At 37.2% G+C, this 17650-nt stretch carries 17 protein-coding genes; 11 read left to right on the top strand and 6 right to left on the bottom strand.

The features are described 5' to 3' along the window. The first annotated feature begins 113 nt into the window (after positions 1-113). From A9G07_RS07285 to A9G07_RS07240, 10 genes are all read left to right on the top strand, one after another. Positions 114-740, top strand: a complete 627-nt coding sequence (locus A9G07_RS07285) for a nitroreductase family protein (protein WP_065734645.1) — start codon at positions 114-116, stop codon at positions 738-740. An 11-nt stretch (positions 741-751) separates the two neighbouring features. Beyond that, positions 752-1939: an FTR1 family iron permease gene (locus A9G07_RS07280; protein ID WP_065734644.1), complete on the top strand. Its 1188-nt coding sequence runs from the start codon at positions 752-754 to the stop codon at positions 1937-1939. Between the two features lie 132 nt (positions 1940-2071). Further along, positions 2072-2635 (top strand): iron transporter, encoded by a 564-nt coding sequence (locus tag A9G07_RS07275; protein WP_065734643.1) that lies wholly within the window; start codon positions 2072-2074, stop codon positions 2633-2635. Between the two features lie 98 nt (positions 2636-2733). Then, positions 2734-3954 (top strand): Fe-S-containing protein, encoded by a 1221-nt coding sequence (locus A9G07_RS07270; protein ID WP_065734642.1) that lies wholly within the window; start codon positions 2734-2736, stop codon positions 3952-3954. Positions 3955-3976: 22 nt separating this feature from the next. Beyond that, complete coding sequence (locus A9G07_RS07265) at positions 3977-5245, top strand: ABC transporter permease (RefSeq protein WP_065734641.1); 1269 nt, start codon at positions 3977-3979, stop codon at positions 5243-5245. 10 nt (positions 5246-5255) lie between these two features. Continuing rightward, on the top strand, positions 5256-6401 hold the full coding sequence (locus tag A9G07_RS07260; protein WP_141677494.1) for an ABC transporter permease: 1146 nt from the start codon (positions 5256-5258) through the stop codon (positions 6399-6401). Between the two features lie 11 nt (positions 6402-6412). Then, positions 6413-7072: an ABC transporter ATP-binding protein gene (locus A9G07_RS07255; RefSeq protein ID WP_065563564.1), complete on the top strand. Its 660-nt coding sequence runs from the start codon at positions 6413-6415 to the stop codon at positions 7070-7072. A 20-nt stretch (positions 7073-7092) separates the two neighbouring features. Continuing rightward, positions 7093-7560 carry a DUF4418 family protein gene (locus tag A9G07_RS07250; RefSeq protein WP_065734639.1) on the top strand — a complete coding sequence of 156 codons (468 nt, stop codon included), beginning with the start codon at positions 7093-7095 and terminating at the stop codon, positions 7558-7560. 62 nt (positions 7561-7622) lie between these two features. Then, positions 7623-8828, top strand: coding sequence for an ABC transporter permease (locus tag A9G07_RS07245; protein WP_081303378.1), 1206 nt, complete (start codon positions 7623-7625; stop codon positions 8826-8828). Continuing rightward, positions 8828-9493: an ABC transporter ATP-binding protein gene (locus A9G07_RS07240; RefSeq protein WP_065563561.1), complete on the top strand. Its 666-nt coding sequence runs from the start codon at positions 8828-8830 to the stop codon at positions 9491-9493. The genes A9G07_RS07245 and A9G07_RS07240 overlap by 1 nt, the downstream gene beginning before the upstream one ends. Positions 9494-9517: 24 nt before the next feature. Here the strand turns inward: A9G07_RS07240 and A9G07_RS07235 are convergent, their stop codons facing one another. Together A9G07_RS07235 and A9G07_RS07230 are read right to left on the bottom strand one after the other, a co-directional pair. Further along, on the bottom strand, positions 9518-10099 hold the full coding sequence (locus A9G07_RS07235) for a Maf family protein (protein WP_065734637.1): 582 nt from the start codon (positions 10097-10099) through the stop codon (positions 9518-9520). Beyond that, positions 10096-10506, bottom strand: coding sequence for a GNAT family N-acetyltransferase (locus A9G07_RS07230; protein ID WP_065563559.1), 411 nt, complete (start codon positions 10504-10506; stop codon positions 10096-10098). The genes A9G07_RS07235 and A9G07_RS07230 overlap by 4 nt, the downstream gene beginning before the upstream one ends. Before the next feature lie 138 nt (positions 10507-10644). Between A9G07_RS07230 and A9G07_RS07225 the strand changes: the two genes are divergently transcribed. Then, positions 10645-11073, top strand: a complete 429-nt coding sequence (locus A9G07_RS07225) for a universal stress protein (RefSeq protein ID WP_065734636.1) — start codon at positions 10645-10647, stop codon at positions 11071-11073. A gap of 329 nt (positions 11074-11402) precedes the next feature. On the opposite strand, the gene rlmKL is transcribed toward A9G07_RS07225, so the two are convergent. The 4 genes from rlmKL to A9G07_RS07205 all read right to left on the bottom strand — a co-directional run bounded on the left by rlmKL (position 11403) and on the right by A9G07_RS07205 (position 17400). Beyond that, complete coding sequence (gene rlmKL, locus A9G07_RS07220; RefSeq protein ID WP_065734635.1) at positions 11403-13523, bottom strand: bifunctional 23S rRNA (guanine(2069)-N(7))-methyltransferase RlmK/23S rRNA (guanine(2445)-N(2))-methyltransferase RlmL; 2121 nt, start codon at positions 13521-13523, stop codon at positions 11403-11405. A gap of 213 nt (positions 13524-13736) precedes the next feature. Continuing rightward, positions 13737-14279 (bottom strand): MltR family transcriptional regulator, encoded by a 543-nt coding sequence (locus tag A9G07_RS07215; RefSeq protein ID WP_065563556.1) that lies wholly within the window; start codon positions 14277-14279, stop codon positions 13737-13739. A 6-nt stretch (positions 14280-14285) separates the two neighbouring features. Next, positions 14286-15446 (bottom strand): mannitol-1-phosphate 5-dehydrogenase, encoded by a 1161-nt coding sequence (locus tag A9G07_RS07210; protein WP_065734634.1) that lies wholly within the window; start codon positions 15444-15446, stop codon positions 14286-14288. Positions 15447-15516: 70 nt separating this feature from the next. After that, positions 15517-17400: a PTS mannitol transporter subunit IICBA gene (locus tag A9G07_RS07205; RefSeq protein WP_065563554.1), complete on the bottom strand. Its 1884-nt coding sequence runs from the start codon at positions 17398-17400 to the stop codon at positions 15517-15519. Positions 17401-17650: the final 250 nt, after the last annotated feature.

The following is a 17650-nucleotide window of genomic DNA, read 5'->3' as shown; positions in this document are numbered from 1 at the left end:
ATTATATGTAACAAGCTTAATGATAATTATTATTGTTTGTTGTTGATAATTGAAAGCATTAGCAATAAGATAGCAACAATTATTTTATTTCCTAAAGCTGAAAGGTTTATGCTATGTTGTTACGTAGATTTGCCATTGTTTTGCTATTATCTTGTTTTTCCTATAGCTATGCTGATGTCACTTTACCGGCCCCACAAAAGAAAGAGGGTATGGGATTATTTGATAGTCTTAAAAAGCGTGCTTCAACGCCGGGTGGAGGATTTCCAACAGGTATGGTGTCTGACGATGAGCTTTCAAGTGTACTTTGGGCAGCCAGTGGCTTAAATCGAGGTAAAAACGGTTGGACAGTACCAATGGCAAGTGGTAAACCGCCTTATGTTCGCCTGTATGTTGCAAGTGAAAAGGGAGCCTTTATATACGAGTGGGAAGGGCACTATCTTCGTGAGATCAATAATCAAGATATTCGTGGCGACATCGGTAAACAAAGTTTTACTAAACGTGCACCTTATATTTTTATTTTTGTGTCTGATGGTGACAATCTTAAAGATTATGATACCCAACAAGCCAATGATTTTAGTCAAATTGCTGTTGGCGCAATGAGCCAAAATGTTTATTTGTCGGCGACAGCATTAAAACTCAGCACACGTTATATCCATTCAATCAATCCTGAATTTATTAGTCAATCATTACAATTGCCAGAAAACAGCAAACCAATAGGGATTATGTTGTTAGGAAAATAAAGGAGTAGGAAGTGAAAAGGTATTTAACTTTAGTTGTTCTACTAATTGCCAGTTTAGCTGTTTTTAGTTCCCCTTCTTATGCAGCCGAAAAGAAATATGAAAGCTGGAATGCAATTATTGATGAGATGGATATCATTTTGAATGATGCCTACAACATCTATTTTATGAAAGACGTCGAAGGTGCTAAAGCCCGTGTTAACAATGCTTACTTTGGATTTTACGAAAAGCATGGCGTTGAGCGCGCAGTGATGTCTTATATTTCAGGTAAGCGCGGTACTGACACTGAATACCAGTTTGCAAAAATTAAACGATTAATGACACAAAATGCGCCGAATAAAACGGTGCGAGCAGAAATTGACGTTATTTTAAAAATGCTCCATGAAGATGCCAACGAGTTAGATGGTAAAAAAGAGAGTGGTTGGAGTGTATTTTTGGCGTCGTTTATCATCATTTTCCGAGAAGGGTTAGAAGCGATATTGGTTATCGCGGCTATCTCTGCCTATCTTGTTCGCTCAAATAATAAACCGATGCTTAAAGTCGTTTATCTTAGCAGTTTGTTTGCGGTGTTCGCTAGTATTTTAGCGGCGATAGCGTTACATACAATTGTAGGATTAAGCGGTGCCAACCAAGAAATTATGGAAGGTTGCGCCATGTTATTGGCAACGGTAATGCTGTTCTTTATTAGTAATTGGATGCTGTCTAAGTCAGAATCCATAGCATGGAAAAACTATGTGGAAGGTAAGGTCCAAAATGCGGTTTCTACAGGCAGTAGTTTTGCTTTAGGATTTGCTGCCTTTTTAGCAGTATTTCGTGAAGGCGCAGAAACTATCATCTTCTATCAAGCCATGTTAGCAGATGCTAATGAGCATATGGATATGGTGTGGTATGGTTTGGCCGTGGGAATGATTGTATTAGCGTTTGTGTTTGTTATTATTCGCTTTGGTACGGTTAAATTGCCACTTAAACCGTTCTTTATTTGTACCAGTGCCTTAATGTATCTGATGGCGATTGCGTTTGCTGGTGGTGGTGTAAAAGAGTTGCAAGAAGCTGATATTATTCAGGTTACACCGGTCGATTTTGTTCATTCGGTTGAGATATTGGGTATCTATCCAACAGTTGAAACATTACTACCACAGTTGTTCATGGTAGTGGCAGTGATAGGGTCGATTATCTATTCCACAAAATATAAAAAGAAATAATTAATATAAAACATTAAAAACGATTAATGATTAGTGATAAATCGTAAATACATTGGTAGTAAATTGTTATTGACTAGTCATGATTTTATTGATTAGTGATCAAAAGTGAAAAACAAAATTAAGGAGTTTTCAATGAAAAAACTATTAGTCTCTGCTGGTATTTCATCAATACTTGCACTTTCTTCAATGGCTTATGCTGCTGCACCTGCACCAGGTGAAGAAAAAGGCTTCGAAGAGTTTCCGATTGGTGATGAAGTAACTGTTGGTCCTTTACATATCGGTGCAGTTTATTTCCAACCTGTTGATATGGAACCTGCTGGTATGGGGGGGTTACCTGCTTCAAAATCTGATATGCATATTGAAGCTGATATTTCAGCGGCTGAAGGTAATAACTTAGGTTTTGGTACTGGTGATTTCGTGCCTTACTTAACTGTAAAATATAAAATCCAAAAAGAAGGCAGTGATAAAGCTATCGAAGGTACTTTTATGCCTATGAATGCTTCAGATGGTCCTCACTATGGTAACAATATTAAGTTAGATGGTGCTGGTAAATATAAAGTAACCTTTACTATCGAAAACCCTGAAAAACAAGGTTATTTATTACATGTTGATAAAGAAACTGGTGTTGAAGGTCGTTTCTGGACTAAACCAATTGAAGTTTCTTGGGACTTTAACTATATCCCTCATGCATGGTAATAATTATTTTTAATTGAATTAAATTAATAAATAATTAGTTGTAATATTGGCGAGTATAACAGCTCGCCAATAGACGTTGTAATTTTTAGGCAATTATTATGCTCCAATATCTTATCAAAATTACCGATAATACTTTTATACCAGTGATCATGTTTGCATTACTTAGTGCGACAGTTATTCAATTAAGTAAAAAACATCTTATCATCGGTTTTGTATTGGGCATGATAGCCGCGTTTATTTATGCAATATTAAAACGAAATACGGGTATTGCAGTTCGTGAATTTTATGATCTTGGTACCAATGTTGCTTGGTGCATCATTGTTGTTCCATTGCTTATTAGTTTATTTTTTAGAAAATCTCAAGCTCTCAATATTTTATTAATAGTGATTGCTACCGGAATTATCACCTCACAAAACCTACCGAATATTTTGCTTTACCCATTTGAATTTGATGTTGGCATGGACTCAATTTTCAATAATGATTATCTGTTTAAATGGGTGGGTTACGGTTTTTCTTTATTCGTTTGTATTTTAATTGGATTGTTTGTTTATCGGCTTTGTACAAGGTTTTCAACTCGATTTGTAATTGCCATTACATCGCTAGCCATTATTTTCTTTACTGCACAAAATGCAATTAACTTACTTCGAATCCTAATTGTGAGACGGTTTATCTCGCCACAAAAGTGGATGATGGATTTAGTGACTTCCGTTTTAGATCATGTCAATTTGTTTACCTTTATCTTTATTGTATTGGTGCTAGTACTAAGCATTTTGTTATACATTAAATCCAAAACTACCTCCTTAGTCGGCAGTAATCCTGCCCAAGTGCGTAAATTGAAAGCAAGTTTACGCCGGGATCGTCGGACCTCATTATTATTAATGGCGGGCATTGCTATCACCGCTTACACCGTTACTCGTGCGCGCTATATTTTTGAAAAAGGGGTGGAATTAACCCCGGCTGAGCCAGTAACACCTAATGCCGATGGTTTGATTGTAATCCCATTAGATAAAGTCAATGATGGCAATCTGCATCGTTATGGTTACAAAGCAACGGATGGAACATTAATCAGATTTATTGTAATAAAGAAAAGTGAAAATGCTTATGGTGTTGGCTTTGATGCTTGTGACATCTGTGGTGCAAGTGGTTACTATCAGCGCGGTAATCAAGTTGTCTGCATTTTGTGTGATGTGGTGATGAACATTGCCACGATTGGTTTTTCTGGTGGCTGTAATCCTGTCCCGCTCAAATACGAAATTTTAGATGGCAATATGATTATTCGACCTACTCATCTTGAAGCAGAAAAGAGCCGCTTTAAGTAGACGGTATAAAAAGGAAGAAAATATGTTTCGTAGAATGTTACTTAGCGTGTTAGTTCGTCAAAAAAAGAAGCTATTTTTAATTGCTTTAACCGTTGCTTTAGGTGTTTCACTTGCGACTGCCATGTTAAATGTGATGTTTGATGTTGGTGACAAAGTTAACCAAGAGTTAAAAGCCTATGGCGCTAACTTAAGCATTGTGCCAAAAGGTGCGTCGATGGTTAATGAGTTATATCAGCTCGATGACAAACAAAACGCATATATTAAGCAAGATGATTTAGTCAAAATTAAAATGATTTTCTGGGCGTATAACATTGTTGATTTTGCCCCTTATTTAACCACCCAAGTTACGGTTAATGATAAACCGGTTACACTAGTTGGAACATGGTTTAATAAACATCTGACTATTCCAACTGGTGACAAAGTTGATACTGGAATATTAGCCATGAAGTCATGGTGGTCGATTGAAGGCAACACCATGAAGGATGATAATTTGCAAGGCGTAATGGTGGGAGAAACTATTGCCAAGCAATTGAATCTTAAATTAGGTGATAATATTGAGATAACTTCAGCTACTAAAAAAACTACCCTAACTGTGAATAACATCTTTCATAGTGGTGGTGTTGAAGACAACGATCTTTATGTATCACTGCCAGTTGCTCAGTATATGGCGAACAAAGAAGGTTTGGTAGAACGGGTTGAAGTAAGTGCTCTCACCACTCCTGAAAACGATTTAGCCCGTAAAGCAGCACAAGATCCCAACAGCTTAACGCGAGCTGAGTGGGATAAATGGTATTGTACTGCTTACATCAGTTCGATCGCCTATCAATTAGAAGAATTAATGCCAGATATTCGAGTAAAAGCGATAATGCAAGTAGCTGAATCAGAAGGCTCTATTTTACAAAAAACACAATTATTAATGTTATTGCTGACAATTTTATCGTTAATCTGTTCGGCACTGGCGATATCTAACTTAGTTACTGCTAACGTGATTGAACGTAGCACTGAAATTGGCTTATTAAAAGCACTAGGCGCAACTAATACCTCAGTATCCATGTTGATTCTTAGCGAAATACTGATTATTGCATTATTCGGCGGTATGGCCGGCTATTTTATTGGTCTCGGCTTTGCACAAATTATTGGCCAGACGGTGTTTGGTTCGTATGTTGAGCCTAAAATGATTATTGTTCCATTGGTATTAATTATGGTAAGCCTGATTACCTTATTAGGTAGCTTGCCAGCATTACGTATTATGATGTTCTTACGCCCAACCGATGTATTGCATGGACGATAAGCGAGGCTAAATGATGATGAATAGAAACCAACGTTTTATTTTAAAAACGATATTTAGCTCGCTAATTCGCCGTCGTTCTAGGATTATTATTGCTCTACTCGGCGTAGCAATTGGAGCGACAGTATTACTTGGTATGGTGACGCTTTGTTATGATATTCCAAGACAAATGGGACAAGAGTTCCGCTCTTATGGCGCAAATTTATTAATGATGCCAGCCAATAATCAACCTACCATATCAATGACTGAGGTGAAAAAAGCGGTTGACTTACTACCGAGAGATAAAGTACTAGGTGTCACACCTTTTCGTTATAACTCCATCCGCAGTAATCAACAACCCTATACCATCGTTGGCACACAATTTGATCAGGTCATCAAAACCAGTCCTTATTGGAAAATAGAAGGTGAATTACCTCAAAAAGCCAATGAAATTATGATCGGTACCGATATAGCCCAGTTTGCTAAACTTAGCATTGGTAGCACCATGCCGATTTCAGGAAAATCTAAAGAAAACTCTCGTTTTGATGAAGATTTAACTATTACTGGTATCGTGAAAACTGGCCGTGTTGAAGATAATTTTATCTTTATCGATCTTAGCGTTCTTGAAACGCTACTTGAAGAAAGCAATCAAGCTGAAGTAGTCGAAATTAGTATTACAGCAACCCAAGATGAGTTACAGCACTATATTCAAACCATCAAAGAACACTCCACCACAATCGAACCGCATCTTATAAAATGGGTAACGCAATCAGAAGCATCTGTGCTCGGTAAGCTATCATCTTTACTCTACCTAGTAACTTTAGTGGTGTTAATTTTGACTATGATCTGTGTGGCCACTACCATGATGACTGTAGTAATGGAGCGTCGCAAAGAGATAGGACTGAAAAAAGCCATCGGTGCAACCAATAGGAGTATTGCCAAAGAGTTTTTAGTAGAAGGGCTAATTTTAGGTATTATTGGTGGGGTGATAGGGGTAATTTGTGGTTTAATTTTTGCTCAAGTGATTAGCGACAATGTATTTGGGCGCTCAATTGTCATTGAATTTTATTTGATACCAACAACGATTGTCATTTCGGCTGTGGTAACCATCATTGCGTGTTTGATTCCGGTAAAACGTGCACTTGAAGTTGAACCAGCATTAGTTTTACGTGGCGAATAGGATAGTAAAGTATGAATATGCTAGAAGTTAATAATGTTTCAAAGATCTATGGCTCTTTACATGCCTTGTCAGAAGTTAACTTAACCGTTGAAGAAGGTAAATGGCTATCCATTATGGGACCTTCAGGCAGTGGTAAAACCACGTTAATGAATATTATTGGTTGCATGGATAAACCGTCGCTGGGTTCAGTAATTCTAGATGGACAAGATATTACCCAACTTTCATTACCCCAACTAACGGAAATTCGGCGGGATAAAATCGGCTTAATCTTTCAACAATTTCACCTTGTATCTTATTTAACCGCATTAGAAAACGTGATGGTGGCGCAATATTATCATAGTATGGTAGATGAAAAGGAAGCCTTACAAGCATTAGAGCGTGTGGGGCTTGCAGCGCGGGCCAAACATTTACCGCGTCAATTATCGGGGGGTGAACAACAACGCGTTTGTATTGCTAGGGCATTAATCAATTATCCAAAACTGATTTTAGCTGACGAGCCAACCGGTAATTTAGATGAAAGCAATGAAGCAATGGTCATGAACTTACTACATCAACTTCACGAAGAAGGAAGCACAATCATCGTTGTTACGCATTCACCGGAAGTATCAAAACATGCGCAAACAACGGTAGTTCTTGAACATGGTAAAGTAGCAAGTATTATCAATAATTAATGATTATAAGGTCTATATTTATGAAAAATCGCATTGTTTCATCTGTACTATTTATCTTAATCGGAGCGTTACTTATTCTGTTCCCGCTCTATATTTTACCTGTCTGCCCACTACCGGATGTGCAATCTATGCCAGCCGATGCTATGCATTCTGCGCCAATGGATGGGCACATGCACAATGCTGGTGGCAAAATCATGAAATGTTTTTGGACATCAAGGGCGGAAATTGGTATTGGTAGTTTAGTGATAGCCATTGGTGCCTTAGTATTACTTAGCCGTTCGTTATTTGTACGTATGGGATTAAGTATGGCTATAGCTTGTACTGCGGTCTTAGCAGCAGCGATTCCAACTATTTTAATTGGTGTATGTGGTAATGAAATGATGCGTTGCAATATGGGAGCTAAACCAGCATTGATATTATTGTCAGTAGTATTAGCGATTGTTGCTATTATCAATGTGATATATTTAAATAAACAAGCTAATCGCTAGTAACTATTAGCAACTATTAAAAGCATTAGTCAGCCTTAACACCAATTATAGAGAACTCCAACATGCAAGAAATAACTATAGCGAATTTAGCATGGCGAAATATCCAACGACGACCATTTCGAAGTTGTTGCTTGATTATCATCATTATGCTTTTTTCCGCTACGCTATTTGGTGGTAGTGTATTGATGAAAAACCTAAGCTTAGGAATTTCAGGCATGGCTAATCGGTTAGGTGCGGACATTCTTATTGTACCTTATGGTTATGAAAAAAATCTTGAAGTCGCCTTATTACGTGGTGAACCAAGTAGCTTTTATCTAAAAGCTGACTTAGTTGATAAAATCAAAGATATAAAAGGGATCGAAGCCGTCTCGCCACAACTATTTATTGCTTCGTTAAGTGCTGGTTGTTGCACATCAAAAGTTCAATTAATTGGTTTTGATCAGCAAAGCGATTTTGTGATCAAACCTTGGCTACAATCACAGTTAGAACAACCACTGCAAGACGATCAGGTCGTGGTAGGCAGTAAAATTACCTCAAATGTAGGTGATGAAATTAAATTTTTCAATCATCCCTTTAAAATTGCAGCTAAAATGGATAGTACAGGAATGGGTTTTGACACCTCAGTTTTTATGACCATCCCTGCTGCTCATTCGCTTATGAAAGAAGCCAATTTAATTGAAGGCGATACTGACCACTTTGCTAACTATGTGTCATCGATTTTTGTTAAAGTCGACCCTGACTATCAGTCTAAAGATATTGTTAATCAAATCATGCCCAAATATGCTATCGATTACAATATTGATTTTGTGATGACCAAAGGTATGTTAAGTAATATATCTAAATGGTTAAATGGCTTCTCAACTATTGTCTATAGCTTATCGGCAATATTTTGGGTGTTAGCGATTATTGTGATCTTTGTAATATTTTCATCATCTCTTAATGAACGAAAACGCGAAATCAGCTTATTACGTATTCTAGGTGCATCGCGCAGTGATCTGGTTAAAATGTTACTGCGAGAATCCCTTATCATTAGTGCTTTAGGTGGCCTTGCTGGTATAGTGGTTGCTGGCGTATTAATTTATGCCTTCAGCTTATTGATATGCCAAACGATAGGTTTGCCATGTATGAATATTTCAATTACAGATGGATTAATTTATGCATTCATCGTATTTTTGCTGACATTAATTATTGGTCCGCTGTCTAGTATATATTCAGCATTATCATTAACTAAGTTTGATACTTATCAAACATTAAGAGAGGGTGAATAATGTTATTGGATATCAAAAACCTTCGCAAAGATTACAAGCGCGGATCACAACACTTTTCAGCGGTGAATAATGTTAGTTTTTCAATGGCACAAAGTGACTTTATCAGCATTATGGGTAAATCAGGTAGTGGTAAAACGACGCTGCTTAATATGATTGCTGGGTTGTTAACGCCTACTCAAGGTAAAATCACGATTAACGGCACCAATTTATTCGATCTTGATGACAAACAAGTATCAGCATTTCGTAATCAAAATATTGGTTACATTCCACAAGGCAGCAGTTTATTACCTAATTTAACTGCTCTGGAAAATATTCGCTTACCGTTTTCTTTAACGAAACGTGAAAACCAATCGAGCTTAAATTCTGCAATGGAACTGCTAGAAAAAGCCCAAATTAGTTATTTAAAAGATGCTTATCCAGCCAACATGTCAGGTGGTGAAATGCGTCGAATAGCTATTTTACGTGCACTAATTTGCCAACCACAAATAGTCATTGCCGACGAACCCACCAGCGATCTTGACGATGAAAGTTCAACACAAATTATGGCATTATTAGCCGATATTCATCAACAAGGCACAGGACTATTGATTGTTACTCATGATAATGATGTAGCAAGTTACAGCCAAAAAACATTAAAAATGTCAGCGGGGCGGTTAATCGATTAAATTCGGCGCTGTCATTATCATCAATTATAAAAACAGCGGATTACAGCCCATATCAATCATAATTTTATTTAACTTTATTAGCGGTAATCCGACTAAAGAATTTATATCATCGCCTTCAAGCTTATCGAAAAGAGTAATCCCTAACTCATCACATTTAAAACTGCCAGCACATTGTAGTGGCATCTCTTTAGCGATATAAGCATCGATTTCTGCATCAGTTAACTGACGAAAGGTGACTTTAAACGGTTCACAAATCGTTTGCGATTGGCCTGTGTGAGTATTAATGACCGTCATTCCTGTATAAAAGTAAAACGCTTTGCCACTGCTATTTTTTAATTGTTGCTGGGCGTTTTCAATAGTGAGGGGTTTACATACAATCTTTCCATCTAAAACACCTACTTGGTCGGAACCAATAATTAAACTATCAGGATTGCTTGCCACCAATGACTGCGCTTTAGCATTAGCCAATCGTACCACCAGCTGCTGTGCACTTTCATTTGGCAGTGGTGTTTCATCACAAATCGGTGGCACACAATCGAAAGGAATAGCTAATTTTTCAAGTACTTTTTTACGTGATAGTGATGTTGATGCTAGGATAATTTTCATTTTAACTGTTCTTGTAAAATCCATGCGGAAGGATGAGCATTAAAACCAATATGACCATAATAATCGACTGCTTGAGGTGCTGCAAGCAAAGTAATTGCACATTGATTATCGGTATGAATTTGAATCTCTTTTATCAACTGTTTACCAATACCTGATTTTTGATAAGCTTCATCAACGGCTAAATCAGCTAAATAAGTTATGTAGACAAAGTCAGTTAAACAGCGGGCAATACCGACAAGTTTCTGATCATGCCATGCGGTAATGACTAAATTAGCATTATCTAACATTGCTTGAAAACGAGGTTTATCACTTATTGGTCGACGTTCCGCCAATGAGCAGCGAGAATATAATAATGTCGCTTGTTCTATACTGGGTTTGATGTCATGGCGATAAATAATATTATCCATAGTTGATCTCCATCATGATTTTGCAAAAAAGTTATTTCAATATTTTAAATTAGCGTTAGGATAACAATATTAGATTTAATTTAAAATTAACACCATCTTAAATTAATTAAGAAAGATAAGTTAAAATGAGGAGGCGGTATGTACAAAAAAATATTAGTTCCGATTGATGTCCTTGAAGATGAACTCACTCAAAAAGTGATCCCCCATGTTGAGTGTTTAGCGAAGTTATCCAATGCGCAAGTTATCTTTTTTCATACCTTACCGGTTGCATCGGCTATTGTAAATGCTTACTCATTTGGTTTTGATGAGTTTAAAGATCAAGCTACAGTACAAACAGAGCAATGGCTACATCGCTTGATTGACTCAATTAATTTACCAAAAGAAAATTTATCTTTTTCAATCGCGTTTGGTAATCCACGAGATGAGATCTTACATCTAGCGGAAGAGATTGAGCCCGATCTAATTATCATAGGGTCAAGACGCCCAAATATCTCAACACATCTACTTGGATCAAATGCTTCTGGTGTAGTGAGAGGTGCACAAACATCAGTGCTAGTAGTACGTTAATTTTTATTTTTCTGATGTCCTCCAAAAGGACATCAGTTTTTGCTCAAAATCTTCAACCTTTTTTGATTTTAAAAAAGATCTTAAGCTCCAATATATTCACAAAAAGTAAGTGCTGGAAACGATAATAAAGAATTTATTTACTCCAAATAAGATTGTTGTGCAAAAGGTTGTCTTTTTATAAATTAGAGATAATTAATGGCATAATCTAGTGTACGCGAAGATGGAATGATGGAGTAGGGGGTATGCCGACATGATTTCTCGTGGGGCTTTCCTAAAGAATTGAACATCATAGCTAAGCTAAGATTATACCGCCTTTCGGCGGTATTTTATTATTGATGTTTAACAAGAAAACAGCAGTGGATCTGTTTATTGCGTCTGAAATCGAGCGATAAGGTTTTGTCGGTGATGTCTTGAAACGTCAGACCTAATTTTTGCATACCGTCGGCATCCATTTTGAAGCCTCGTTTGTTATTAGAAAAGACAATTACACCGTTTGGTCTTAATAATCGTTTTAAATCACTCATTAATTTAAGATGATCGCGCTGAACATCAAAAGTATCGTTCATCCGTTTAGAGTTGGAAAATGTTGGAGGATCGATAAAAATTAAATCAAACTGCTCATCAGCTTGAGATAAATAGAGCAAGCAGTCAGCCTGTATTAATCGATGATTTTTACCGGTTAAGCCATTTTGTTTTAGATTACGATCGGCCCACTCTAAATAGGTGCGTGACATATCAACTGTCGTGGTCGATTTTGCTCCACCAAGACCTGCGTAGACGGTTGCACTACCCGTGTAGGCAAATAGATTTAGAAAGTCTTTGCCTGCACTCATTTGTCCGATCATTTTTCTGGCTAAGCGGTGATCTAAAAATAAACCAGTATCCAAATAATCCACCACATTAACCCAAAACTGCGTTTTTTTGTGATTAATTGGATATTCATGGACTAAAAAATAATCCTGTTTTTGCCCAAGTTTTTGATATTGTTGTTTTCCCTTTTGCTTTTCACGGGTTTTTAGTACCAATTGATCGGCGGTTAATTTCAATACCGACATAGTAGCATTAATAATATCAAATAGTCGTTGTCGCGTTTTTTGTGGATCAATATTTTTAGGTGCAGCGTATTCTTGTACCACAATTTTATCTTTGTAACGATCGATAGCCACATTATATTCCGGCAAATCAGCATCATAAAGACGGTAACATTCAAGTTGTTCTTGACTGGCCCATTTTTCCAATTTTTGACAATTTTTACGTAAACGATTGGCAAAGTCGGCAGCAGGTAAATTTGTTGATATGACCGCCTGATCCACTTGACGATCCGCAATCGAATAATTTTTTTGTAGACAATCTAAAGGGCCATTTTTGGCTTTAAATTGTTTGTCAGCACGCATTTGTAAACAATCTAAAAGCTGTGGAGTACCACTAAATAACGATAATCTCCACCCACCAAATTGTTGTTTAATTTGGCGACCAAGTGCTGAGTGTAAAGCTACAAGTGCTGGTTCGCTTTCTAACCGTTCACCGTAAGGCGGATTGCTGATGATCATGCCATGTATATGGTGATCAAGTGGATTGGTTAATTGTGTCACATCCTGCAATGCAAACGTAATTAAATCACCAACTCCTGCTTGGATCGCATTTTGTTTGGCTCGCTCCAGTACTGTAGGGTTATTATCATAACCGATAAAAATGGTGTTAGTTTTTTTTACATTATGCTTAGCGCTGAACAGTAAGTCATTCCAAAGTGTTGGGTTAAATTCTTTCCAAGCAAAAAATCCCCATTGTTTGCGTAGCAGTCCTGGAGGGATATGAGACGCCATCATCGCAGCTTCAATCAATAAAGTTCCTGAACCACACATTGGATCGATAAGTGGCTCATCAAACCGCCAGCCAGAACGGAGAATAATAGCCGCGGCTAGACTCTCTTTTAACGGTGCTTGCCCTGTTTGTTGGCGATAACCACGTTGGTGTAAGCTTTCACCGCTAAGATCTAATGATAGTGTAACTCGATTTTTGCTAAGATAAGCATGTAAACGAACATCAGGATTTTGCTTTGCAACATTTGGGCGCTGATTGGTTTGTCGCATAAAGTGATCAACAATGGCATCTTTGATCTTTAGCGCACCATATTGGCTGTTACGAATAAAGTCATTAACACCAACAAAGTTGATAACAAATGAGTTATCTACCGCGAAGATATTGGTCCATTTGATATTCATCACACATGAATAAAGATCTAAATCACTATAGATGTCAAACTCGGCAATTGGCAATAAAATACGAGAGGCTAAACGAGACCACAATAACGATTGGTACATAGTTGACTCATTAGCATCAAAATAGACACCACCCTGCGCCACCCGACAATGATTCGCCCCAATATTTTCTAACTCTTTTTTTAATAACTCTTCAAGCCCGCGTGATGTGCTGGCAAATAGCGTTTTCATGCATAATCCACTTAACAATAAAATTGCAGGCATTATACCGACTAATTACCAGAGTGGGAAATGATTGCCCTAAACAATAGCCAATCTAACTAAAAAGTAATCAAAAAAAAGTTGAGGAACGGGGTTTTTGAGCTTAAAAATCGCCCAATTTTTGACGATTCACTTAACATCCTTTTTATATTAATACTTAAAATTCATCTTTATAAATTAATATTACTCAGGGAAATAATCAATTTTCTGTTTATTTACGATACGTAAGGTTAAATCTGTAATGGCGATGATCAACGCTGAGCGAATCATTTGTTGATAACGGTTTTGGTACATGGATGATTTTAAGGTATCGACAATACCGTTCTCTTGCGGGTTATTTAATGGAGAGTTAGGGGGAAGGATCATGTCGTGCAGTAAGCTGATTGGACCTAGGATTTCGTCATCCAGATAGGTGTAATTTTTATCGTCTTGTTCTAGCTCATCTAAAATTGCCATTAACAATTCAATATCTTCATAATCTTCACGCGTGATGATGCCTAGTGCATAAAGTAATTTCAAACAGACTGAGGTGTCATTAAGTGGGCCATTTTTGCCCACCAATGATGGAATAACAAACTTGATAGCATGAGGCTCTTTACGAAAAACCTTTAGAATCAATTGATTGACACTGTCATTAATCAAATTGATCGCAACTTTCAGCAAGCTGTGTATATCCGCTTGCTGATTGAGTTTTTCAAGTATGGTGTCTTCTGCTAATGTTTGCATTGTCACTTAAAATTGATGATTTTGCATAGCAGTATAAAGTTGTTCGATTTGGCTAACAACTGGATTATCACTTTCAATACCAGAAATATCGCAAAATGCTTGTTTTAAACCCTTGTTAGCAATTTGATTTGCCAGTTCGATTGCTTGTTCGTCGTCATCATTACGATAGTTAAGCGCAGCTGCAATACCGATAAGCAGATTTTGATTGCTAAGTTTATATTCAAATGTGCCAAGTAATGGTTTGATCAAACGATCGCCAGGACCTAGTTTGCGTATTGGTTGACGTCCTACTCGTGCGGTATCATCATGTAGATAAGGATTCTCAAATCGAGTTAGGATTTTTTCAATATAGGCTTGATGTTTGGCTGGATCAAAATCATAGCGTTTGATCAGTACTTGTCCACTTTCTTCCATGGCTCCACGTACAATTTTACGAATTTTATCGTTTAAAATCGCATCCCGAATGGTCGCAATATTGTTATAAAAACCGAGATAGGCTGTAATAGCATGTCCGGTATTTAAAGTAAATAGTTTACGCTCCACAAAGGCCATTAGGTTATCAACGGGCTCCATACCTTTGATTTGAGGGATTGTGCCAATAAATTGAGTTTTATCGACAATCCATTCAGAGAATGTTTCAACCGTCACCTCTAAAATATCACCTGTTTTAGAAGTTGCAGGTGGCACAATGCGGTCAACCGCAGAATCAACAAAACCAATATGCTCATTAACCCATTGGTGAAGATTTTCTGGTAGATACTTTACGATTTCCTGTTTGAACTGGCTCGTGCCACGTACCATGTTTTCACAAGCAATAATATTGAGTGGAGCGTTATTACCTTGAGCATGTCGAGCAATAATGCCTTGTGCCACACTTTGCGCAATGCGCGCTAAAATTTGAGGACCGACCGCAGTGGTAACTAGATCAACTTTCGCGATGTAATCAGCGACTTTAGGTGAAGTACTGTTGATGGCATCAACATTCTTCACCGTTTCGGTAACCGACTGCTCACCAACCACATTGACTGGATATTGATGACGGCTAGCAAGTTCATCAATAACTTGTTGATTAACATCTGCAAAAGTGACGTGGACACCGGCATCAGATAATAATTTACCAATAAAACCACGGCCAATATTGCCGGCGCCAAAATGTAATGCTTGCATAATAATAACCCTTAATTTTGAATCTTTTAGTATATTAGGACACTTCCTACTTCTGTAGGAAGTGGTTAAGTTAGCTTAATATTGCTAGAACTTCTTCAATATCATTAGTGGTAGTCAGTTTTGCAATAATCTTTTCGTCATCAAGTGCATTGGTTAACTTGGCGATAACATCAAGATGTTCATTGTTACGAGCAGCAATTCCAATTACGATTTTTGCTTTATCTTGCTCTTCTTCGCCAAACTGTACACCTGCTGGATATTGGCAAAATACGATACCTGTATTAATCACATCATCTTTAGACTCAATTGTGCCGTGAGGTACAGCAATCGATTCGCCTAAATAGGTGGATGTTAATCGTTCACGTTCTAACATGGCATCAATATAAGCTGTTTTTACGTAACCATTTTCGACTAGTTTTTGGCCTGCAAAACGGATGGCTTCTTCTTTAGTTTGCGCCGTTAAACCTAAAAAGACATTTTTTGCATTCAACTTAAACAGCGGTTGGTGGGTAGGTGTTGGTTGTACAACTTGTTGACCACCTTTTGCTTTGACTAAATCATTCACTAACTGAGTATATAAATCACTATCTAAAAAGTTAGTTAATGAAATATGATAAGCGTTTGGTGCATATTGTTTTGCTCGTGCGGTTAAATCTTTATGTGTGATGATGATATCCGCATCAGTTGGCAAGTTATTAATTGCTAAATTGGTAACACTGATATCTAAATGAGCATCTTCTGCTTTTTTACGTAAAACACCCGCACCCATAGCACTTGAGCCCATACCTGCATCACAAGCAACGATGATTTTTTTCACTTTAGCAAGATCAAGTTTACTATTTTCGCTTACTCCTTTGGCTTCGCTTTTCATTGCAGTGACATCAGACATGGCTTCGTCTAAACTTTTGCCATTATCTTTTGTTGTTTTTAATAAAATAGCCGACACAATAAATGATACTGTAGTTGCTGCAAGCACAGATAACGTTACACCTAAATATGAACCTTTTGCCATACTCATTACCGCAAAAATAGATCCTGGTGATGCGGGTGCTGTTAAACCTGCATTAAATAAAGTTAAAGTAAATACACCTGTCATACCACCTAAAATTACAGCAATGATTAGTCGAGGATTCATTAAAACATAAGGAAAGTAAATTTCATGGATACCACCAAAGAAGTGAATAATTGCCGCACCACTTGCTGATCCTTTTGCCGCACCTTTACCAAAGAACATATAAGCAAGTAATAAACCTAAACCTGGACCTGGGTTTGCTTCAATCAAGAAGAAGATTGACTTACCTGTTTCTGCTACTTGTGTTACACCTAGTGAAGTAAATACACCATGATTGATAGCATTATTAAGAAAGAGTATTTTTGCAGGTTCAACCAAAATTGAAGTAAGTGGTAATAAACCATGATCAACCATGAATTGTACTGCAACAATAAGTACATTAGTTAACGAAGCAACAGCTGGACCGATTCCAAAATACGCGATAAGCGCAAGAATCATACCAATAATGCCAGCTGAAAAGTTATTAACTAACATTTCAAAGCCACTTTTGATTTTACCATCAATGAATTTATCGAACTGTTTAATGCACCATCCACCTAAAGGTCCAGAGATCATTGCGCCTAAAAACATTGGAATCGATACGCCAACAATTACCCCAATTGTGGTGACCGCACCAACTACACCACCACGATCACCGTAAACCAATTTACCACCAGTATAACCAATTAATAATGGAAGTAGATAAGTGATCATTGGTCCAATAAAAGCAGTTGATACGCCTTCATTTGGGAACCATCCTCCAGCAGATGGATCGTTAGCATTATATAAAAAAATTGCAGTAATAAAGCCCCAAGCAATAAATGCGCCGATATTAGGCATCACCATATTACTTAGAAATCGCCCAAAATTTTGGACTTTAAGTTTAATGTTTGATGTTGTCATACAAATCTTTCCTTATTGATTGATATAATCATTATGCTGTTATTGTAGAATCATTTAGTTACTGGATTCATCCAAAATAATCAAAAAATGTGACATATATCACACTGTTAAAAGTGGGGTATTTTTAGGTTTTGTGAGCTAGATCACATTAATGCAGTGATAGAACGCTTTTAAGCTAAATTTTTCTAAATTTATTTGGTGGTTTTGAGTTTTGGTGAGGTAATTTTTTGTCAGAAAACGATTAAATCGT

The organism is Gilliamella sp. wkB72 (assembly GCF_001693745.1).
Lineage (GTDB): Bacteria > Pseudomonadota > Gammaproteobacteria > Enterobacterales > Orbaceae > Gilliamella > Gilliamella apicola_E.
Note: the sequence above shows the minus strand (reverse complement) of the source record. Positions and strands in the feature narration are given on the sequence as shown.